At 73.0% G+C, this 19,810-nt stretch carries 21 protein-coding genes; 7 read left to right on the top strand and 14 right to left on the bottom strand.

Features of this window, described 5'->3' with window-relative positions; all coding sequences use genetic code 11:
- Positions 1-57: 57 nt before the first annotated feature.
- From AB0G56_RS08180 to AB0G56_RS08195, 4 genes are all read right to left on the bottom strand, one after another.
- Positions 58-696, bottom strand: coding sequence for a GNAT family N-acetyltransferase (locus tag AB0G56_RS08180; RefSeq protein WP_360965438.1), 639 nt, complete (start codon positions 694-696; stop codon positions 58-60).
- Between the two features lie 137 nt (positions 697-833).
- Positions 834-1,667 carry a MetQ/NlpA family ABC transporter substrate-binding protein gene (locus AB0G56_RS08185; RefSeq protein WP_360965442.1) on the bottom strand — a complete coding sequence of 278 codons (834 nt, stop codon included), beginning with the start codon at positions 1,665-1,667 and terminating at the stop codon, positions 834-836.
- A gap of 99 nt (positions 1,668-1,766) precedes the next feature.
- Positions 1,767-2,540 (bottom strand): methionine ABC transporter permease, encoded by a 774-nt coding sequence (locus AB0G56_RS08190; protein ID WP_360965445.1) that lies wholly within the window; start codon positions 2,538-2,540, stop codon positions 1,767-1,769.
- Entirely contained in the window at positions 2,537-3,571 is a 1,035-nt protein-coding gene (locus AB0G56_RS08195; RefSeq protein ID WP_360965448.1) for an ATP-binding cassette domain-containing protein, read from the bottom strand. The genes AB0G56_RS08190 and AB0G56_RS08195 overlap by 4 nt, the downstream gene beginning before the upstream one ends.
- A 580-nt stretch (positions 3,572-4,151) precedes the next feature.
- Between AB0G56_RS08195 and AB0G56_RS08200 the strand changes: the two genes are divergently transcribed.
- Both AB0G56_RS08200 and AB0G56_RS08205 read left to right on the top strand, forming a co-directional pair.
- Complete coding sequence (locus AB0G56_RS08200; protein ID WP_360965450.1) at positions 4,152-4,511, top strand: hypothetical protein; 360 nt, start codon at positions 4,152-4,154, stop codon at positions 4,509-4,511.
- Between the two features lies 1 nt (position 4,512).
- Positions 4,513-4,953 carry a hypothetical protein gene (locus AB0G56_RS08205; RefSeq protein ID WP_360965453.1) on the top strand — a complete coding sequence of 147 codons (441 nt, stop codon included), beginning with the start codon at positions 4,513-4,515 and terminating at the stop codon, positions 4,951-4,953.
- Positions 4,954-4,993: 40 nt separating this feature from the next.
- Here the strand turns inward: AB0G56_RS08205 and AB0G56_RS08210 are convergent, their stop codons facing one another.
- The 3 genes from AB0G56_RS08210 to AB0G56_RS08220 form a co-directional block, all read right to left on the bottom strand.
- Positions 4,994-5,491: a GNAT family N-acetyltransferase gene (locus AB0G56_RS08210; protein WP_360965456.1), complete on the bottom strand. Its 498-nt coding sequence runs from the start codon at positions 5,489-5,491 to the stop codon at positions 4,994-4,996.
- 44 nt (positions 5,492-5,535) lie between these two features.
- Positions 5,536-6,042 (bottom strand): sigma-70 family RNA polymerase sigma factor, encoded by a 507-nt coding sequence (locus tag AB0G56_RS08215; protein ID WP_360965459.1) that lies wholly within the window; start codon positions 6,040-6,042, stop codon positions 5,536-5,538.
- A gap of 76 nt (positions 6,043-6,118) precedes the next feature.
- Complete coding sequence (locus AB0G56_RS08220; RefSeq protein ID WP_360965461.1) at positions 6,119-7,381, bottom strand: glycerophosphodiester phosphodiesterase; 1,263 nt, start codon at positions 7,379-7,381, stop codon at positions 6,119-6,121.
- Between the two features lie 260 nt (positions 7,382-7,641).
- Here AB0G56_RS08220 and AB0G56_RS08225 point away from each other — a divergent pair, with 260 nt between their 5' ends.
- A complete protein-coding gene (locus tag AB0G56_RS08225; protein ID WP_360965464.1) occupies positions 7,642-8,394 on the top strand; it encodes a lysophospholipid acyltransferase family protein in 753 nt (250 codons plus the stop codon).
- Positions 8,395-8,538: 144 nt separating this feature from the next.
- Here the strand turns inward: AB0G56_RS08225 and AB0G56_RS08230 are convergent, their stop codons facing one another.
- From AB0G56_RS08230 to argH, 4 genes are all read right to left on the bottom strand, one after another.
- Positions 8,539-10,050 carry an MFS transporter gene (locus AB0G56_RS08230; protein ID WP_360965467.1) on the bottom strand — a complete coding sequence of 504 codons (1,512 nt, stop codon included), beginning with the start codon at positions 10,048-10,050 and terminating at the stop codon, positions 8,539-8,541.
- Positions 10,047-10,613 carry a helix-turn-helix domain-containing protein gene (locus tag AB0G56_RS08235; RefSeq protein ID WP_360965469.1) on the bottom strand — a complete coding sequence of 189 codons (567 nt, stop codon included), beginning with the start codon at positions 10,611-10,613 and terminating at the stop codon, positions 10,047-10,049. Before AB0G56_RS08235 ends, AB0G56_RS08230 begins: the two co-directional genes overlap by 4 nt.
- A 171-nt stretch (positions 10,614-10,784) precedes the next feature.
- A complete protein-coding gene (locus AB0G56_RS08240; protein ID WP_360965472.1) occupies positions 10,785-11,756 on the bottom strand; it encodes an aldo/keto reductase in 972 nt (323 codons plus the stop codon).
- Positions 11,757-11,809: 53 nt separating this feature from the next.
- The gene (argH, locus tag AB0G56_RS08245) at positions 11,810-13,237 is read right to left on the bottom strand and encodes an argininosuccinate lyase (RefSeq protein WP_360965475.1); all 1,428 of its coding nucleotides are present in this window, start codon (positions 13,235-13,237) and stop codon (positions 11,810-11,812) included.
- 256 nt (positions 13,238-13,493) lie between these two features.
- On the opposite strand from argH, the gene AB0G56_RS08250 reads away from it, so the two are divergent.
- A complete protein-coding gene (locus AB0G56_RS08250) occupies positions 13,494-14,081 on the top strand; it encodes a pyridoxamine 5'-phosphate oxidase family protein (RefSeq protein ID WP_360965478.1) in 588 nt (195 codons plus the stop codon).
- 28 nt (positions 14,082-14,109) lie between these two features.
- On the opposite strand, the gene AB0G56_RS08255 is transcribed toward AB0G56_RS08250, so the two are convergent.
- On the bottom strand, positions 14,110-15,669 hold the full coding sequence (locus tag AB0G56_RS08255) for a HAMP domain-containing sensor histidine kinase (RefSeq protein ID WP_360966040.1): 1,560 nt from the start codon (positions 15,667-15,669) through the stop codon (positions 14,110-14,112).
- Between the two features lie 86 nt (positions 15,670-15,755).
- Positions 15,756-16,505 carry a response regulator transcription factor gene (locus AB0G56_RS08260; RefSeq protein WP_360965481.1) on the bottom strand — a complete coding sequence of 250 codons (750 nt, stop codon included), beginning with the start codon at positions 16,503-16,505 and terminating at the stop codon, positions 15,756-15,758.
- 154 nt (positions 16,506-16,659) lie between these two features.
- On the opposite strand from AB0G56_RS08260, the gene AB0G56_RS08265 reads away from it, so the two are divergent.
- Genes AB0G56_RS08265 through AB0G56_RS08275 form a run of 3 tightly spaced genes read left to right on the top strand, consistent with a single transcriptional unit; the run spans position 16,660 to position 19,253 of the window.
- On the top strand, positions 16,660-18,012 hold the full coding sequence (locus AB0G56_RS08265) for a ferredoxin reductase family protein (protein ID WP_360965484.1): 1,353 nt from the start codon (positions 16,660-16,662) through the stop codon (positions 18,010-18,012).
- A gap of 7 nt (positions 18,013-18,019) precedes the next feature.
- Complete coding sequence (locus tag AB0G56_RS08270) at positions 18,020-18,469, top strand: FMN-binding protein (RefSeq protein WP_360965487.1); 450 nt, start codon at positions 18,020-18,022, stop codon at positions 18,467-18,469.
- A 40-nt stretch (positions 18,470-18,509) separates the two neighbouring features.
- Positions 18,510-19,253 carry an FAD:protein FMN transferase gene (locus AB0G56_RS08275; protein ID WP_360966043.1) on the top strand — a complete coding sequence of 248 codons (744 nt, stop codon included), beginning with the start codon at positions 18,510-18,512 and terminating at the stop codon, positions 19,251-19,253.
- Here AB0G56_RS08275 and AB0G56_RS08280 read toward each other — a convergent pair.
- A complete protein-coding gene (locus tag AB0G56_RS08280; RefSeq protein ID WP_360965490.1) occupies positions 19,247-19,798 on the bottom strand; it encodes an arginine repressor in 552 nt (183 codons plus the stop codon). The two genes, AB0G56_RS08275 and AB0G56_RS08280, sit on opposite strands and share 7 nt — an antisense overlap.
- Between the last annotated feature and the right edge of the window lie 12 nt (positions 19,799-19,810).

Here is a 19,810-nt window from a genome sequence, read left to right on the forward strand (position 1 = left end):
ACCTGGTGGAGCCGCGGGGCGCGCGGTGGGGCAGCGGTGCGCCGGGGTCCCGAACGGTCAGTTCCAGTCGGTGAACGAGGTGAAACCGCTGCTGTCGGCCAGTTCCTCGTCGGTGCCCTCCAGGTCCTCCGGGAGCAGGCTCCACACGATGAAGTCGGTGCGGACGTCGGTCCAGCTGCCGTCCTCGGCGCGGACGTGGGCTATGCAGGCGTTGCGCAGCACGCCCTCGCTGATGCAGCCGATCTTCTGGGCGACCTGCTGGGAGGCGGTGTTGCCGGCCGCGGTGCGCAGTTCGATGCGTTCGAACTTCTGGTCGCCGAACAGCCACTGGGCGGTGGCCCGGGCGGATTCGGAGGCGTACCCCTCGCCGCGCGCCCAGGGGGCGATGACGTACGACAGTTCGGTGGCGCGGACGTGCCAGTTGGTCTTGGTCAGCTGGACGATGCCGACCAGGCGCTGGGTGAGGAACTCGGTGACCGCGAGGTCGAGGCCGCGGCCCGCGGTGCGCTCGGCGGGGGCGTGGTCGCCGATCCAGCGGCGGGCGGCTGCCTCGGTGAAGGGCTGGGGGACGTCGGTCCAGGCCGCGACCTGTTCGTCGTTCATCATCTCGGCCAGCGCGGGGACGTCGTCCTCGTCGAGAGGGCGCAGCACCAACCGCTCCGTGCTGATGGAGATGTTGGGGAAGGTGCTAGTCATGGCGCCGCTCCGTAACCTTCGGAAATACCGTCAGGGCCTGCTGAACTGCCCAGCATGCAGCATCGGCGCCGCGTGGCGCACCACGGGGTCCGCCCCCTGTGCGGAAGCGGACCCCGGGTGCGGCGGCGCCGGGCGGATCAGAACGCCGGTACGACGGCTCCGTTGTACTTGTCCTCGATGAACTTCTTCACCTCGGGCGAGGTGAGCAGCTTGGCGAGCTTCTCGACCCGCGGGTCGTTCTCGTTGCCCTTCTTCACGGCGAGGAAGTTGGCGTACGGGTTGCCCTTGGCGGACTCGGCGGCGAGCGCGTCCTTGGCGGGGCTGAGCTTGGCCTCCAGGGCGTAGTTGCCGTTGATCACCGCGGCGTCGACGTCACCGAGGGAGCGCGGCAGGATGGCCGCCTCCAGCTCCTTGAACTTCAGGCCCTTGGGGTTGTCGGTGACGTCCTTGGGGGTGGCCTCGTAGCCGACGCTGGCCTTCAGCTTGAGCAGGCCGTTGGCCTCCAGCAGCTTCAGGGCGCGGGCCTCGTTGGTGGTGTCGTTGGGCAGGGCGACGGTGGCGCCCTTCTTCAGGTCCGTGAGCTTCTTGACGCTCTTGGAGTAGACGCCGAGCGGCTCCAGGTGCACGGTGCCGCCGGGCACCGGCACGATGTCGGTGCCGTTCTTCTTGTTGAAGTCGTCGAGGTACGGCTTGTGCTGGAAGTAGTTGGCGTCGACCTGGCCCTGCTGGACGGCCGTGTTGGGGGTCACGTAGTCGGTGAACTCCCTGACCTCCAGCTTGAGGCCGGCCTTCTGCGCCAGGTGGTCCTTGACGTAGCTGAGGATCTCGCCCTGGGGGGTGGGGGTGGCGGCGACGGTCAGCGTGGCGTCGGCGTCGCTCTTGCCGGAGTCGGAGCCGCCGCAGGCGGAGAGCCCGAAGGCGAGGGCTCCGACGGCCAGGACGGCAGAGGTGATCTTGGCGGTGTTACGCACGAAAAGTGCCTTTCCTTGGGTGGTGCGACCCCGTAGGGGGGAACGGGGAGTCTGGTACGAGCGGGGGTGCGGGCGCGGCTGAGGGGCCGGGCCGCCCGGTCAGGCCACCTTGCTCACGTCGGCCGGCGCGGGATCGCCGGCCGTCCCGGGACCGTCGGTGGTCGCGGAGCCGTCGGCCTTGAGCAGCCGCAGCCGGGGCGCCGGTCCGGAACGGCCGCCGCGCCGGTGCAGGGCGCGTGCGGCGAAGTCGCCGGCGAACTGGATGAGCGAGATGACCACGGCGAGGATCGCCACGGTGATCCACATCAGCTGGGTCTCGAAGCGCTGGTAGCCGTAGCGGATGGCGATGTCGCCGAGACCGCCCGCGCCGACGGTGCCGGCCATCGCGGAGTAGCCGATGAGGGCGACGACGGTCGTGGTGGTGCCGGCGATCAGGGAGGGCAGGGACTCGGGCACGAGCACCTTGCGCACGACCGTCCAGGTGTTGCCGCCCATGGACTGCACGGCCTCGACGAGCCCGCCGTCCACTTCGCGCACGGAGGTCTCCACCAGCCGCGCGAAGAACGGGATGGCGCCGATGGCGAGCGGCACGATGGCGGCCTCGCGGCCGATGGTGGTCCCGGTCACCCAGCGGGTGAAGTTCATCAGGGCGACCATGAGGATGATGAACGGCATCGAGCGGGCGACGTTCACCGTCTGGCCGATGACCTTGTTGGCCAGGACGTTCTGGAGCAGGCCGCCCCGGTCGGTGAGGACCAGCAGGACTCCGAGCGGGAGCCCGCCGACGACGGCGATCAGGGTGGACCAGCCGACCATGTAGAGGGTGTCCCAACAGGCCTGGGACAGCAGCGGCTGCATCTCGGACCAGCTCATCGGGCACCTTCCTTCACCAGCGGGTTCTCCTGGCCGACGACGTCGATCTGCAGGCCCTGCTCGCGCAGGAAGCCGACGGGCACGACGTTGTCCTCGTAGCGGCCGGGCAGTTCGATGCGCATCCGGCCGACCTGGAGGCCGCCGACGGTGTCGATGGCGGCGCCGAGGATCGATATGTCGATGTTGTAGGTACGGGACAGCTGGGAGATGACGGGCTGGGTGGCCGCCTCGCCGTGGAAGGTGACGTCCACGACGGTGCGGTCCTCGCCGGTGGCGTCGCCGCCCACCGGGAACAGGGCCGACGCCAGCTGGGAGCCCGGGGTCGCGAGCAGTTCGCTCACCGTGCCTGCCTCGACGATGCGGCCCCGCTCCATGAGCGCGGCGGAGTCGCAGATCGACTTGACGACGTCCATCTCGTGCGTGATGAGCAGGACGGTCAGGCCCAGCTGCCGGTTCAGGTCGCGCAGCAGTTGGAGGATGGAGCGGGTGGTCTCCGGGTCGAGCGCGCTGGTGGCCTCGTCGGACAGGAGCACCTTGGGGTCGCCGGCCAGGGCGCGGGCGATGCCGACGCGCTGCTTCTGGCCGCCGGAGAGCTGGGCGGGGTAGGCGCCGGCCTTGTCGGCGAGGCCGACCAGGTCGAGCAGTTCGAGCGCCCTGCGGGAACGTTCCTTCCCCGACTTGCCGAGGATCTCCAGGGGCAGCTCGACGTTGTCCCGGACCGTGCGCGTGGACAGCAGGTTGAAGTGCTGGAAGACCATGCCGATCCGGCTGCGCGCCTGCCGCAGCTCCTTGCCGGCCCGGGGCCCGCGCCCGGCGAGGGCGGTGAGGTCCTGCCCGGCGACGCTGACCGTGCCCGAGGTGGGTCGCTCCAGCAGGTTGACGCAGCGGATCAGGGAGGACTTGCCGGCGCCGGACTGGCCGATGACGCCGTACACCTCGCCTTCGCCGACGTGCAGGTCGACGCCGTCGAGGGCGGTGACCTCGCGGCCGCGCGAGCGGTAGACCTTGGTGAGGCCCGATGTGGTGATCACGTGGGTTTCCGTCACTGTCGAGTGCGCGGCGCGTCGTGGGCGCCGGGCACGGCGTTCATGGTCGGGTGCGGCCGGAACGCGGCACGTCCCAGAGCGGAAGGAAGGGGCGCGCGCGGGGCACGGGGCTCAGTCGCCTGCGGCGGACGGGCCGGACACGGGCGCGGACATGAGCGGGCACTCGCTTCGGGGCGCGAGGCTCAGACGGTGCAGGGGCCCTCTAGAAGGCGCACATTCGACGCACAGGACACATACAACGAGCACCGGGCGTCATCATCGCCTCGGTCGCAGGGATGCGGCAGCTCGTCGTGGTCATGCGATCAGTAAACCAGACCCCTGACGCCGGCCCGGCACCGCTGTCCGCATCGTGGACGTTCATGGACGTCTCCCGGCAGCGGCCGGGTACGGCCTCGCCCGCGCCGCTGACCAGCGGCGACAGGGGCGTGCGGGGTGCGGCCACGGCGGCGCGCGGCGCCGGTCGCGGGGCGGGCTGTGGTCAACGCCACGGCCCCCGCGCCGCACGGCCGGCGTCGGCGCCGGGGCGGGCGCGGTGGGGTCTTCGCCCCGTAATAGGGTCACAGGCATGCTTGATGCCCTGACGCTGGTGACCGGCGTCGCCGCGTTGCTCCTCGCCGCCTGGTGCGGCTGGGCCGCCTACCGTGACCAGCCGACGAAGGACTGGCACTTCATCGGGATGGCCGTGGTCACGGTGCTGGCCCTGGTCCAGCTCGTGATCGGGCTCGTGCAGCTGGCGCGGGGCGAGAAGCCGGACCAGGGGGCGACGATCTTCGTGGCGTACCTGCTGGGCGCATTCGCGTGCGTCCCGGCGGCCGGCTTCATGTCGCTGGCGGAGCGCACGCGCTGGGGTTCGGTGACGGTCGCGGCCGGCGGGATCGTCCTCGCCGTCCTCGAAGTGCGGCTCTACGACATCTGGGGAGGCTGAGGTGGCCACTGTCGAGGAGAAGCCGGCCAGGGCGGCGAAGGCCCGGCTCATCAGCGGACCGGGCATCCTGCTCGTCTGGCTGTACGGCGTGATGGTCGTCGGCGCGGTCTCCCGCTCCGTCTACCAGATCGCGACCGACTTCGACCGGGCGCCGCTCGCCTACTCGCTCTCGGCGGTGGCGGGCGTGGTCTACGGCTTCATCACGTACTCGCTGGTGCGCGGCGGGGAGCGGGCCCGCAGGGCGGCGCTGGTGTGCTGCGCCGCCGAGCTGGTGGGCGTGCTGACGGTCGGGACCTGGACGCTCGTCGAGCCGTCCGCGTTCCCGGACGCGACCGTCTGGTCCGACTACGGCATGGGGTACGTCTTCATCCCCGTACTGCTTCCGCTGTCGGCGCTGTACTGGCTGCGCAAGGCCCGCAGGCAGGCGCCGGCGGCCGCCTGAGCTGCCGCCGGGCCCACCCGCCCGCGCGCGTCTCCGGCGTCTACGCGGTCGCCACGTACGTGCCGGCCGGCTTCTCCAGGAGGATCATCGGTACGCCGTCGGGGCTGTCGAAAGTGCCCACCGTCCGGTAGCCGACGCGGCGGTACAGGCGCAGGTTGCCCTCGCTGCGGTGGCCGGTGTGCAGGCGGAAGCGGGTGGCGCCGCGCTCCTCGGCCAGGGCCGCCTCGACGGCGCGCAGCAGCCGGGCGCCGATGCCGTGCCCCTGGAGCCGGGGGTGGACGCAGAGCTTGCCGATGGAGGCGGCTCCTTCCTCCGTCGTGCTGCCGCGTACCGAGCCCACCACCTCCTCGCCGAGCCGGGCCACGTGGACGCAGTCCGCGGCGACCTCCCGGCGGAGGGAGTCGAGGCTCTGGACGAGCGGGTCGATGCGGTAGTTGCCGTACAGCGCCGCCTCGCTCTGGAAGCACAGGTACTGCAGCTTGAAGATCTGCTCCGCGTCCTGCTCGGTCGCCGCCGAGATGGTCACGCTCATGCCCATGTGCGCACGCTCCCCGCTCACCTGATCATCTGTCGTCCCCACTCCTATCCCCGGGGTCGGCGGGCCGCAACCTCCGGTGCGAGCAAACGCCGCAGACATCCCAGACATCGGGAGCGTTCCGGGCCGAGGCTGCCCTGTGAGATACCCAACTCCCCCGCGATCTCCCGGTAGGTGAGGTCCCGGGGAGACAGCAGCGCCTCCAGCAGCCGGGGGCAGCGTCCCGGCAGCCGGCCCACCGCCTCGCGCAGCGCGCGCCCGCGGGCCGCGGCCAGCGCCATGGGTTCGGGTCCGCGCTCGCTGTCGTCGGCGGGCTCCAGCCCGTAGGGCCGCTCGATGGTGACGGTGCGTCGGGTGCGACGGGCCTCGGAGCGGACGGCCCTGCGCAGCCAGCCCTGGGGGTCGTGCGGCGGGCCGTCCGCCTCCAGCCGTTCCAGCAGCCGGAGCCACACCGCCTGTTCCAGGTCACCCGGCTCCGTTCCGGCGGCATGTGCCTCCGCCGAGGCCTCCGCGACGAGCAGGGGACGCAGGGCGGTGAGCAGGTCGTGTGTCATATGCGGCACGACGCGACCGCCCCGGCGCCGGGTTGCCGGGGCGGTCCGCGGTTCACCCTGACGAGGGCGGGCGGGTTCAGTGGTTGACGGCCCGGCGGCTCAGGAAGTCCTCGCGGGCGAGCAGGCCGGTGTCGGCGTTGTCGGTGAAGATGCCGTCGATCCCGGTGGCGAAGTAGGCCTGGAAGAGGCCGAAGGCGTCACCGTAGGCGTCCTTGGCGGTGCCCTTGCGGAACTTCGGCGGCAGGAACGGGTTCTCGTTGCGCATGGTGTAGGGGTGCAGGACCAGACCGGCGGCGTGCGCGTCGCGCACCAGCGTGCTGGGCCTGCCGAGGTTGCCGTCCGCCTCCTTGGGGATGACCAGGTCCACGGTCGGGCCGATGCCCTGCGCGTAGGTGGCGATCTCCTTCAGACCCCTGGGGGTGACGAGGTCGGCGACCGTGCGCGGGTCGCCCGCCTCGACGAAGTCGTACGGGCGGCTGTCGGCGCCCGAGAGCAGCACGGCGAGGGGGTTGCCCACGAGCCTGCGCAGCCGCTGGATGCTGGTCGGCTCGAAGGACTGGAGGATGACCGGCGAGTTCTTCCGGTCCTTGCCGTGCCTGCGCAGCAGCTCCGCCACCCGCTCCTCCAGGCCGAGGCCCAGCTTTCGGAAGTAGGTGGGGTGCTTGGTCTCCGGGTAGATCCACACCTGCCGGCCCCGGCGGCGGGTCTGCTCGTCCTGCCACTTCAGGACCTCTTCGAAGGTGGGGATCTCCCAGCGGCCGTCGTAGAGGGTGTTGTGCGGGCGGTTGGCCGGGATGCGTTCGACCGCGCGCAGCGTCTTCAGCTCGGCGAGGGTGAAGTCCTCGGTGAACCAGCCGGTGGTGGGCACCCCGTCGAGGACCTTGGTGGTCCGGCGGCCGGCGAACTCGGGGTGGTCGGCGACGTCCGTGGTGCCGCCGATCTCCGGCTCGTGCCGGCACACGAGGTGGCCGTCGCGGGTGGGCACCAGGTCTCCGGCCTCGACCACGTGCGCGCCGAGGTCGAGGGCCAGTTCGTAGGAGCCGAAGGTGTGCTCGGGGCGGTAGCCGCTGGCGCCCCGGTGGCCGATGATCGTCGGCACGGGCAGGCTCCTGAGACCGCCGCCCCGGTGGCCGGCCGCCCCGGCCCGCGCGGCCTCCTGCGGTGCGGCCTCCTGCGGTGCGGCGCCGCCCTGGGCGGCCCTGGCCGCGCCGGGCGCCGCGAGGACCGCTCCCCCGGCACCGAGCACGGCGGCGCCGAGCAGTGCCCGGCGTCCGGTCCCGCCGGTCCGCTCGCCGGACCCTTCCGCCCGCGCCCGCCTCTGCGGCTGCTGCGTCCCCATGCCCGCCTCCTGCTCTCGTGTCGTCGGTGCGCGCCGATCGTAGGGGGGCCGGGGTGACGTCCGGGAGACCTCGTACAGAACGGGGGGATGACGCCGGATGGCGCGATGGCGGGCGGGAGTGACGCGGGGTACCGGCGGGGCGTACGGCCGGGTGACGGCCCGTAACCTGTGTCACACCGTTGCGTGCGGCTCACCGGGGCGTGACGTGTCTCCCGCGCAGGTAAACGTACGTCAACAGTACGTAAGAGGTCGTGTGCCCGATGTGCATTCGGGGCCGCGCCGCGAGTATCGTCCTCACCTGCACAGACTTCATAGAGAATCCCTTGACACCGGAGGGCCCGTTGTCCCGCTTCGCGCTCATCAAGGCAGTGCTCGGTCCGATCATGCGCCTGATGTTCCGCCCACAGGTGGAGGGCGCGGAGCGCATTCCCGGCGACGGGCCGGTCATCCTGGCCGGCAACCACCTGACGTTCATCGACTCGATGATCCTTCCGCTGGTCTGCGACCGTCAGGTCTTCTTCATCGGCAAGGACGAGTACGTCACCGGCAAGGGGTTCAAGGGCCGTCTGATGGCCTGGTTCTTCACCGGCGTCGGCATGATCCCGGTCGACCGCGACGGCGGCCGGGGCGGTGTCGCGGCGCTGATGACCGGGCGCCGGATCCTGGAGGAGAACAAGATCTTCGGCATCTACCCCGAGGGCACCCGCTCCCCCGACGGCCGGCTGTACCGGGGACGCACCGGCATCGCCCGCCTCACGCTGATGACCGGCGCCCCCGTCGTGCCGTTCGCCATGATCGGCACCGACAAGCTCCAGCCGGGCGGCGCGGGCCTGCCCCGGCCGGGCAAGGTCACCGTGCGCTTCGGTGAGCCGATGGAGTTCTCGCGCTACGAGGGCATGGACCGTGACCGGTACGTGCTGCGGGCGGTGACGGACTCGGTGATGACCGAGGTCATGCGGTTGTCGGGGCAGGAGTACGTGGACATGTACGCCACCAAGGCGAAGGTGGCGTAGGCCTGCGGCGGTTGGACGGTCGAGCGTCGTGGGGGTTCCTGTGCTTTCCCGGGTGCGGCGCCCGTTGTGGTTGATCGCGCAGTTCCCCGCGCCCCTTGCGGGGCGCCACCTCACCGGGGTTTCGGAGTTTGCGGGCCTTCGGTCTCAGAGTTTCTGGTTCTTCAGCAGGACCCACGCCGCTGCCGCCGCTGCCAGGAGGACTGCCGCGCCGGCGCCCGAGGCCAGGTGGAGGCCGTGGACGAAGGCGTCGCGGGCCGCGGAGAGCAGGGCGTCCGCCGTGGGGGCCGGCAGGGTCGCCGCCGCCTCCACCGCGCCACCCAGTGACTCGTGGGCCTGCGGCGGGGTGCCGGCCGGGCCGGTGAAGTCGCGGTAGGCGGCGGTCACGATGGAGCCGAGCAGGGCGATACCCAGGGCGGCGCCGAGTTCGTAGGCCGTCTCCGAGACCGCGGAGGCGGCGCCCGCCTGGTCCTTGGGCACGCTGGAGAGGATCACGTCGGCGGTCACCGTGAAGGAGAGTCCGGCGCCGACGCCGACCACCAGCAGGGCCGAGCCCAGCAGCGGGTAGCCGGTGGCCCCGCTGAGCATGGTCAGCGCCGCGAGGGCCAGGCCGACCGCGGCGAGCCCGCCGGAGACCACCGCCCGCACCGAGAAGCGCCGGGCCGCGCTGCCCGCGACCAGACCGGCCGCCACCGCGCCCACGGCGGCCGGCAGCTCGGCCAGGCCCGCCTCGAACGGCCTCCTGCCCTGGACCAGTTGCAGGTACTGGGAGAGGAAGAAGACGAGGCCCGACATGCCCAGGACGGTCAGCAGGTCGGCGAGGACGGCACCGCTGAAGCCGCGGCTGCGGAAGAGCCGCATGTCCAGCAGCGGGGTCGGCATGGTCAGCTGGCGGCGGCCGAAGCCGTACAGCGCGCCCACGCCCAGGACGCCCGCGCCCAGGACCGCCCAGGTGAACCCGTGCGCGGCAGCCTCCTTGACGGCGTACACGGTGGCGATCATGCCGACCAGCGACAGCAGGACACTGGCGAGGTCCCACGGGCCCGGGTTCGGGTTGCGGGACTCGGGCAGCAGCCGGATGCCGACCAGGACGAGCACGGCCATCACGGGCAGGTTGATCAGGAAGACCGAGCCCCACCAGAAGTGTTCGAGCAGGAACCCGCCCGCGATGGGGCCCACGGCCATGCCGGCGGAGGCGGTCGCGCCCCAGATGCCGACGGCGAGGCTGCGCTCGCGCGGGTCGTGGAAGAGGTTGCGGATCAGGGCGAGCGTGGCCGGCATCAGCGTGGCACCGGCTACACCGAGCAGCGCCCGGGCCAGGATCATCATCTCCGGCGAGGTCGCGTACGCGTTGAGCACGGAGATCAGGCCGAACGCGGTGGCACCGCCGAGCAGGATGCGCTTGCGGCCGATGCGGTCGCCGAGGCTGCCCATGGAGACGAGCAGACCGGCGATGACGAACGAGTAGACGTCGCCTATCCACAGCAACTGGGTGCCCGAGGGGCGCAGGTCCTCACTGATGTAGGGCGTCGCGAGACCGAGGACGGTCGCGTCGACGGCCACCAGCAGCACGGCCAGGACGAGGACGCCGAGCGCGAGCCAGCGGCCCGGTCGCTTCTCCGTCTCCGCCGCCCGGACGGGCTGCAGGGTGCTGGTCATGATTCCTCTCTCCGTGGTACGTCATCGCGCAGGACGCCGCCGAGCAGCAGTTGCACGATCATGTGGGTGAAGTCCTTGGGGGCCACTCGGCCCTCGGCCACGGCCCAGGCGCCGGAGGCCAACAGGCCGTACAGCGCCTCGGTGAGCCAGGCCGGCGTGAGGTCGATGCGGAACTCGCCGCCTTGCTGGCCACGCCGGAACAGGGCCTCGATCTGTTCGTCGATCCGCGTCCAGCCCGTGTTCTGCTCCTCGCCCTCGAACAGCTGGTTCTCGGTGTAGAGGAACGACAGCAGGCCGGCGACGGGCTCGACCTCGCGCACCAGCCGGTGCACGGCGTCGCGCGCCGGGCCCTCGTGCGTCCTCGCGGCGGCCAGCGCCGCTTCGCACTCCTGGATGCCGAGCGCCTCCAGCGCCCGGACGAGCGCGTCCCGCCCGGCGAAGTGCCGGTGCAGCGTGGCCCGGCTGATCCCGGCCGCGCGGGCGACCTCGTCCATCGTCGCGGTGGACTTGCGGGTCAGCAGGGCGGCTGCGCTGCGCAGCACGTGGTCACGATCGACAGCCATGAGACAAGGATACACCGAATGAGACATTCATGTCTCATTGGCGGCGTACGCGTCTCAGCGGCTGGGCCTCTCAGAGGGACGGCGGGAGGTACGAAGACGCGGAGACGCCGAGGCGCGGAGATACGGAGCTGGGGGATACGGAGCTGCGGGGATACGGAGCTGCGGTGCGGCTCAGTGCCAGGGCAGCTGCCCGCGCCGCTCCCAGTACGCCCGCGGCTCCTCGGCCAGGGTGTCGAGGCGGGTCACCTGCTCCTCGTCCAGGTCCACGGCCGGGGCGTGCAGGTTGGAGACGAGCTGGTCGAGGGTGGCCGCGCCGGAGAGCACGACGCCCGCCCACGGCCGGCGCAGGATCAGGGCGAGGGCGACCGCGTCGCAGCCCTGCCCCGTCTGCCGGGCCACGTCCCTGAGCGCTTCGGGCGCCCCGGGGCCGGCCAGCCGCCCGTTGGCCATGCCCTCCTTGACGATCACCGTGAGGCCGGCGTCGCGGGCCTCGGCGAGGGCGGGCCCCGCGGAGGTCTCCAGGGCGTTGTACGTCGACTGGACCGTACGGAAGAGGGGCGCGCCGTCGACGGTCACGGCGAGGGCGGCCCGGATCGCGTCGGCCTGCGCGGGGCCGCTGGTGGAGAAGCCGACGGTCAGGCCGGAGGCGGCTGCCTCGGCGAGCCGGGCGTGCAGTTCCTTGTCGGTCAGGGCCGGGCTGTCCGGCGTCACCGAGTGGATCTGGTAGAGGTCGAGCCGGTCGCCGAGGAGTGCGGCGCTCTCGGCGCGCTGGCGCTCGTAGGTGGCGAGGCCGTGGTCCTTGACCTCGTGCCGCTCGGCGTCGGTGCGCCAGTCGGCCGTGTAGGTGTAGCCCCATTTGCTGCCGACGACGACGTCGTCGATCTCCGGGCGGGAGCGCAGCCAGCCGGCGAGGAACTCCTCGGAGCGGCCGTAGGAGCGGGCCACGTCGAAGTAGCGCACGCCCTGGGCGTAGGCGGCGTCCAGGAGTTCGTGGGTACGGGCCCGCAGGGCGTCGACGGAGCGGTCGGCGCCGAGGTCGCGGTCACGGCCGAGGTTGATGTACCCGGGCCGCCCGACGGCGGCGAGGCCGAGGCCGAGGTGGCAGGTGGGGGTCGTGGCTGCGGCCAGTCGGGTGAAAGGCATCGCGGGCTCCGTTCGGTCGGCTCGCGACCAACCTAACCCGCGATGCCCTCACGTCAGTTCTTCGCCCCGGCCCACGCGTGCTGGGCGGCGACGTCCGCCTTGACCTCGGCGAGCTGGACGGCGACCGCGCTCGGGGCGGTGCCGCCGCGCCCGCTGCGGGAGGCGAGGGCGCCGGGGACGTCGAGCACCGTGCGCACCTCGGGGGTCAGGTGGGCGGAGATCTTCGCGAACTGCTGGTCGGTCAGCTCGTCCAGCTCCTTGCCCTCGGCCTCGGCGGCCTTGACGCACTCGCCGGCGACCTCGTGCGCCACCCGGAACGGCACGCCCTGCTTGACCAGCCACTCGGCGATGTCGGTGGCCAGGGAGAAGCCGGCCGGGGCCAGTTCCTCCATGCGCTCGCGGTGGACGGTGAGGGTGGCCATCATGCCGGTGAAGGCGGGCAGCAGGATCTCCAGCTGGTCGCAGGAGTCGAAGACGGGCTCCTTGTCCTCCTGGAGGTCGCGGTTGTAGGCGAGCGGCAGGGCCTTGAGCGTCGCCATCAGGCCGGTCAGGTTGCCGATGAGACGGCCCGACTTCCCGCGCGCCAGCTCCGCGATGTCCGGGTTCTTCTTCTGCGGCATGATCGACGAGCCGGTGGAGAAGGCGTCGTGCAGGGTGACGAAGGAGAACTCCTTCGTGTTCCAGATGATGATCTCCTCGGCGATGCGGGAGAGGTTCACGCCGATCATCGCGGTGACGAACGCGAACTCGGCGACGAAGTCCCGGGAGGCGGTGCCGTCGATGGAGTTGGCGACGCTGCCGTGCTCGAAGCCGAGGTCGCGGGCGACCGCCTGCGGGTCGAGTCCGAGCGAGGAGCCCGCGAGGGCGCCCGAGCCGTAGGGCGACACGGCGGTCCGCTCGTCCCACTGGCGCAGCCGCTCGGCGTCCCGGGTCAGGGACTGCACGTGCGCGAGGACGTGGTGGGCGAAGAGGACCGGCTGGGCGTGCTGGAGGTGGGTGCGGCCGGGCATCGCCACGTCCGGGTGCGCCTCGGCGAGGCCGATCAGGGCGTCCTGGAGGTCGGCGATCAGAGCGCCGATGATCCGGGCGTGGTCGCGCAGGTACATGCGGAACAGGGTGGCGACCTGGTCGTTGCGGGACCGGCCGGCCCGGAGTTTGCCGCCCAGCTCGGGGCCGACGCGCTCCAGCAGGCCGCGCTCCAGGGCGGTGTGGACGTCCTCGTCGGCGACGGTTCCGGTGAAGGAGCCGTCCGCCACATCGGCTTCCAGCCGGTCGAGCCCGGCGGTCATGCGGGTCAGCTCGTCCTCGGTGAGCAGGCCCGCCCGGTGCAGCACGCGCGCGTGGGCACGCGAACCGGCGATGTCGTAGGGGGCGAGCCGCCAGTCGAAGTGGACGGACGCGGACAGTTTCGCCAGGGCCTCGGCGGGTCCGTCGGCGAAACGGCCGCCCCAGAGCCGTACGTCACCGCTGTTGCTGCTCACTCGCTCTGCTCCTAGGGAGGTGTGGGTGTACGAACCGTACTCGTGCCGGGTCCGCGCCGGGCCGTGCCCGCGGATCGCGCCGCGCGGCGAGCTGGCATGCATGAGTATGCAGAACTATGCATGGATCGTCAATCGAGCGACGGGGTGCCGCCGGTCGGTCCGGGGTGCGCCAGTGGTGCGCCGGGGACGCGTCAGTGGCACGCCGGGGCCGCAAATCCTTAGACGGTCGAAAGAGTTGCGCGGATAATCGGCGGACATGGGAAAGACCTACGACCGCATAGACGGCAGGCTGCGTACGTTCATCGAGGAACAGCCCCTCTTCTTCACCGCGACCGCGCCGCTCGCCGGCGACGGCACCGTCAACCTCTCCCCCAAGGGCCTCAAGGGCTCCCTGGCGGTGCTCGACGAACACACCGTGGCCTACCTGGACTTCGCCGGGTCCAACGCGGAGACCGTCGCGCACCTGCGGGAGAACGGCCGCATCACCCTGATGTGGTGCGCCTTCCAGGGCCCGCCCAACATCGTGCGGGTGCACGGCCGGGGTGAGCCGGTCTTCCGCGACGACCCCCGCTTCCCGGAACTCCTCGCCCGTTTCCCCGACATCGACCCGGCGGCGCACGGGCTGCGCGCCGTCGTCGTCGTGCACGCGTCGCTGATCCGGGACACCTGCGGCTACGCGGTGCCCTTCATGGCCTACGAGGAGGACCGCGACCTGCACGGCAGGCGCTTCGCCCGGGAGGACGACACCTCGCTGAGCGAGTACTTCACCAGGAAGGAGCACATCGCCACCAGCCTGGACGGGCTGCCGGGGCTGCCGTTGCCGCTGCCGCCGTCCCCGGTCTGAGCCGCGCGCCCGGCCGCCCGGAGGACGGTCATCCGGGGCAGCCGTCGCCCCCGCCGGCCGGCCGGCGCTCGCCCGTGCCGTCGCCCCCGCCCGCTCCCCCGTCCTCGCCCGCGGGCAGCCGGACCGTGAACGCCGTCGAGCCGGCGCGGCTCTCCACGTCCACCGTGCCGCCGTGCGCCTCGGCCACCGCGGCCACGATCGACAGCCCGAGGCCCGCCCCGGCGCCGCCGAAGGAAGCGGCGCGGCGGCGGTCGGCGCGGGTGAAACGCTCGAAGACGCCCGGCCGGACCTCCTCGGGGACGCCCGGGCCGTCGTCGTGGACACGCAGGAGCACCCACACACCGCCGGTCTCCGCGGCCCGCTCCAGGGACACCGTCACCTTCGTCCCCGCGGGCGTGTGCTGCCGCGCGTTGGCCAGCAGGTTGGCCAGCACCTGGTGGAGCCGGTGCGCGTCGCCGGTCACCGTCTCCGGGTCCTTGGGCAGCTCCAGCGCCCAGTGGTGCCCCGGGCCCGCGGCCCGGGCGTCCGTCACGGCGTCCAGGACCAGGCGGGTGAGGTCGACCGGGCGGCGCTCCAGGGGGCGGCCGGCGTCCAGGCGGGCGAGCAGCAGCATCTCGTCGACCAGCTCGCCCATCCGCGCGGACTCGGCCGCGATGCGTTCCAGGGCGCGGGCGACCTCGGGCGGTACCGGGCCCGGGTGCAGCAGCGCCAGCTCGGCGTGGCCGCGCACGGAGGCGACCGGTGTGCGCAGCTCGTGGCTGGCGTCGGCGGCGAAGCGGCGCAGCCGCTCCTCGCTGGCGTGCCGCTTGGTCAGCGCGTCCTCGACGTGGTGCAGCATGCGGTCGAAGGCTGCCCAGACCCGGCCGACCTCGCTGCGCGGATCGGTGGCGCCCGTGCGCGGCGGCAGCGCCACCTCGCCGCTGGCCAGCGGCAGCTCGCTGACGCGGGTGGCGGTGGCCGCCACCCGGCTCAGCGGTCGCAGCGACCAGCGCACCCACAGGGCCCCCGCGACCCCCGCGGCGGCGAGTGCGAGGCCGAAGACGCCCCCGGCGACCAGTTCCAGCCGGTGGACCGTGGCCCGGACGGGCTCCATGGGCAGACCGGTGACGAGAACGTCGCCGTCGCGCCCCGGGCAGGCCACCAGCCGGTAGTCACCGAGAGCCGACAGGTGTGCCGTGCGACCGGTGCGGTCCGCCGGGAGGGCCGCCAGGGCCGCGCGGTCGGCGGCGGTGAAGGTGACGCCGAAGGCCGGGTGGTAGCGGGAGGGCACGACGGCCGCGTTGGTGATCCGGCCGCCGACCAGCCGGGCGCCGAAGGTCTCGGCGGCCTGACGGCGGGTGTCGCCGTGTTCGTCGCCGTCGTGGTCGGACGGCTTGACGGTGTCCTCGGACCCGGGCAGCCCGCCGGTGCCGTGTTCCAGGCTCTGCGCGAAACCCGTCCCGGTCTGGCGCAGCTGCTCGTCGAGCCGGCCGGTGAGGAAGCCGTCCAGTTCGAGCACCGCCGCCACGCCGACGGCCGCGCAGCTCACCGCGAGCAGCACGACGAGACCGGCGGTCAGCCGGGCCCGCAGCGTACGCGGCCACGGCAGCCAAAGCGGCCGGCGCGGGACGTGGCGCCGGTGCGGACCGGCCGCGCGCGGGGCGCCGCCCGGGGCGCGGGGCTCGGGCGTCGCGCTCACCTCGTCGCCGGCTTCAGGACGTACCCGGCCCCGCGCACCGTGTGGATCATCGGTTCGCGGCCCGCGTCCACCTTCTTGCGCAGGTAGGAGATGTACAGCTCGACCACGTGGGCCTGGCCGCCGAAGTCGTAGGACCACACGCGGTCGAGGATCTGCGGCTTGCTGAGCACCCGGCGCGGGTTGTGCATCAGGAAGCGGAGCAGCTCGTACTCGGTCGGGGACAGCTCGATCAGCTCCCCGGCCCGGGTGACCTCGCGGGCGTCCTCGTCCATGACCAGGTCGCCCACGGTCAGCCGCGGGCCGTCCGCCTGCTGCCGGGCCATGCCGGCGCGGCGCAGCAGCCCGCGCAGCCGCGCGACCACCTCCTCAAGGCTGAACGGCTTGGTGACGTAGTCGTCACCGCCCGCGGTGATGCCCGCGACCCGGTCCTCCACGGCGTCCCGCGCGGTCAGGAAGAGCACGCAGACGTCCGGCCGTACCCCGCGCAGCTCCCGCAGCACGGCGAAGCCGTCGGTGTCGGGGAGCATCACGTCCAGCACCACGGCGTCGGGGCGCAGCGCGCGGGCCCCGGCGACCGCCGCCGCGCCGTCGCCCGCGGCCCGCACCTCCCAGCCCTGGTAGCGCAGGGCGCCCGAGAGGACCTCGGCGAGGTCGGGATCGTCGTCGACGACCAGGACCCGCACGGGGCTGCCGTCGGGTCGGGTGAGCGCGGGGAGGCCGGAGGGGCCCGGCCGGGAGGTGTCCATGGCCCTCCCAGCATCGCCGACCCGCTCCCGGTGCGGCGAGCGAGGTGGCTCTGAGTTCTCTGTGAGTGGCCCGCGCGGGCCCGCTGCTCAGAGCGCGCTCAGAGGTTCGGCCCGCACAGTGGCGTCCCGGACCCGGTGAGAGGACGTGGATGGCATGACCACGGTGGACGAGCGGCGGACGGCGCCCCCCGTGCCGGCGGCGCCGCGGCGCGTGCCCGCCGGGGCGCTGCCGGCCCTGCTGTGGGCGGGGGCCGCGGCGGTGGTCGCCCTGTGGTGGCACGACACGCATTCCGTCGTGGGGGCGGCGGGCGAGCTGACCGGCGCCGGGCGGATCACGGGACTGCTGTGCGGCTACTCCTGCGCGGTGCTCGTCGCCCTGATGGCCCGGGTGCCGCTGCTGGAGAACCGGATCGGTTCGGACCGGGTGGCCCGCTGGCACGCGATGGCCGGCCGGTACACGGTGTGTCTGCTGGCCGCGCACGTCGTGCTGGTCCTGACCGGGTACGCCGCCCAGGACCGCTCCTCGGTGCTGCACGAGGCGGTCACCGTGGTCCTGGACTACCCGGACATGCTGATGGCGACCGCGGGCACGCTGATCCTCCTCGCCGTCGGCGTCACCTCCGCGCGTGCGGTGCGCCGCAGGACCAGCCACGAGTTCTGGTACTGGACGCACCTGCTCACCTATGCCGCCGTCTTCCTCGCCTTCTGGCACCAGCTCGCGCTGGGCGAGCAGTTCAACGGCAGGCCCGCCGCCACGGCCGCCTGGTACGCGCTGTACGGAGGCGTGAGCGTCCTGGTGCTGTGGTTCCGCGTCCTCGTGCCGGTGCGGCTCAACCTGCGGCACCGGATGCGGGTCGAGTCGGTGCACCGGGAGGCGCCCGGCGTGTACTCGGTCGTCGTCCGCGGCCACCGCCTCGACGAACTCGGCGCCCGCCCCGGCCAGTTCTTCCGCTGGCGGTTCCTGTCCGAGGGCATGGGCCGGACGTCGACGCCGTACTCGCTGTCCGCGCCGCCCCGCCCCGGCCTGCTGCGCATCACCGTGAAGGCGCTCGGCGACCACAGCGCGGCCGTGCCGCTGCTGCGGCCGGGCACCCGGGTGTGGGCGGAGGGCCCGTACGGCGCGCTGACCGCCGACCGGCAGACCTCGCCCAGGTCGCTGCTGATCGCGGCCGGGGTCGGCATCACCCCGCTGCGGGCGCTGTTCGAGACGCTGCCCGGCGAGGTCACCCTGCTGTACCGGGCGCGCACCGCCGAGGATCTGGCCCTGGGCGGCGAACTGGAGGCCATCGCCCGCCGGCGCGGCGCCCGGGTGCTGTACGCACTCAACGGCCCGCACGGCCGGCGCCCCGCCCTGACCCCGAAGTCGCTGCGCGCGACCGTCACCGACCTCGCCGGGCACGACGTGTACCTGTGCGGTCCGCACGCCTTCGCCCGGGACGTGTACGCGGCACTGCGCGCCGCCGGCGTGCCGGACCGCCGTATCCACCACGAGTCGTTCGAGCTGTGAGGCCGCCGTGCACCCGTTGAGGAAGAACCGTCCGCTGCGCCGGATCGTGCTGGCGAGCGCCGCGACCGTCTCCGGCCTGGTGATGCTGCTGTCGCTCAAGCCGCACACGCCGCCGCGGATCGCCGCGGCGCCGGTGCCCGTCCCGTCGGGCAGCCCCGCTGCCGTCGGCGGTTCCTCCGGCACCAGGAGCGTCACCGGTGAGACGGCGCAGACCCGCTGGGGTCCCGTCCAGGTGCGGATCACGGTCGAAGGCGGCCGGATCACCGACGTCACGGCGGTCGCCTACCCCACGGACAACCCGCGCGACCAGGAGATCAACAGCTACGCCCTGCCCGCGCTGCGCAGGGAGGCGCTGGCCGCGCAGAGCGCGGACATCGACTCGGTCTCGGGGGCCACGTACACCAGTGACGGCTACCGGCGGTCGTTGCAGTCGGCGCTGGACCGGGGCCGTGGCTGAGGCCGCGGCCCCGGCCGCCGTGCGACACGCGGAGGAGGTCATGGGGACGGTCTTCTCCTTCGACGTCCGCGGCGGGGAACCCGGCGCGGTCCGCGCCGCGCTGGCCGAGGCCGTGGCCGCGCTGCACCGGGTCGACGAGCGCTTCAGCACCTACCGCCCGGACAGCCAGGTCTCCCGGCTGGCGCGCGGTGAAATCGCGGAGCGGGAGTGCGATCCGGAGGTCGCCGAGGTGCTCGCCCTGGGCGCCGAGGCGGAGGAGACCAGCGGCGGCTGGTTCTGCCTGCGCCACCGGGGGCCACTGGACCCGACGGGCATCGTCAAGGGCTGGGCGGCCGAACGGGCCGCCCGTCACCTCGCGGCTGCGGGAGCCGGCGCGGTCAGCGTGAACGGCGGCGGCGACGTGCAGGTGCTGGGCTCCCCGGGGCCGCACCGGCCCTGGCGGGTCGGGGTGGCGGACCCGGTGCGCCCCGGCCGGCTGGCCGCGGTGGTCTCGGCGGCCGGTGCGGCGGGACTGGCCGTGGCCACCTCGGGCACCGCCGAGCGCGGCGCCCACGTCCTCGACCCGCGCACCGGCCGGCCCGCCGCCACCGACCTGCTCTCGGTCACGGTGCTGGCGCCCCGCCTGACCTGGGCGGACTGCTGGGCCACCGCCGCCTTCGCCCGGGGTTCGCAGGGCGCGCTCGCCTGGCTGGAGACGCTGCCCGGCGTGGAGGCCCTGCTGATCACGGCGGACGGGGAGATGCGGGGCACGCCGGGGCTGAGCGGGTACCTCGCCGCTCAGTGACCGTTCTGCGCGAGCCTCAGCAGGTGGTCCGCCAGGGCCTGGCCCCCGCTCGGGTCCCGGCTGATCAGGAGCAGCGTGTCGTCACCGGCGATGGTGCCGAGGATGTCCTGCAGTTCGGCCTGGTCGATCGCGGACGCCAGGAACTGTGCGGCGCCCGGCGGGGTGCGCAGGACCACGAGGTTCGCCGACGCCTCCGCCGAGATCAGCAGTTCCTGTGAGAGCCGCCGCATCCGCTCCTCCTTGGCGGACTCGCCCAGCGGGGCGCGCGGCGTGCGGAAGCCGCCCTCGCTGGGGACCGCGTAGATGAGGTCGCCGTCGTTGTTGCGGATCTTGACCGCGTTCAGCTCGTCGAGGTCGCGCGAGAGCGTCGCCTGCGTGACGCTCAGCCCGTCGTCGGCCAGCAGCTTGGCCAACTGGCTCTGCGAGCGCACCGGTTGCCGGTTGAGGATGTCCACGATCCGGCGGTGGCGTGCGGTGCGGGTCTGCGGCAGGGCGGGCCCGGCGGCTGAGCCGTCACTGTGCTCGTGGTCCTGTGCCTGACTCATCGTCGTCCCATT

The sequence above is a fragment of the Streptomyces sp. NPDC021356 genome (assembly GCF_040641015.1).
Lineage (GTDB): Bacteria > Actinomycetota > Actinomycetes > Streptomycetales > Streptomycetaceae > Streptomyces.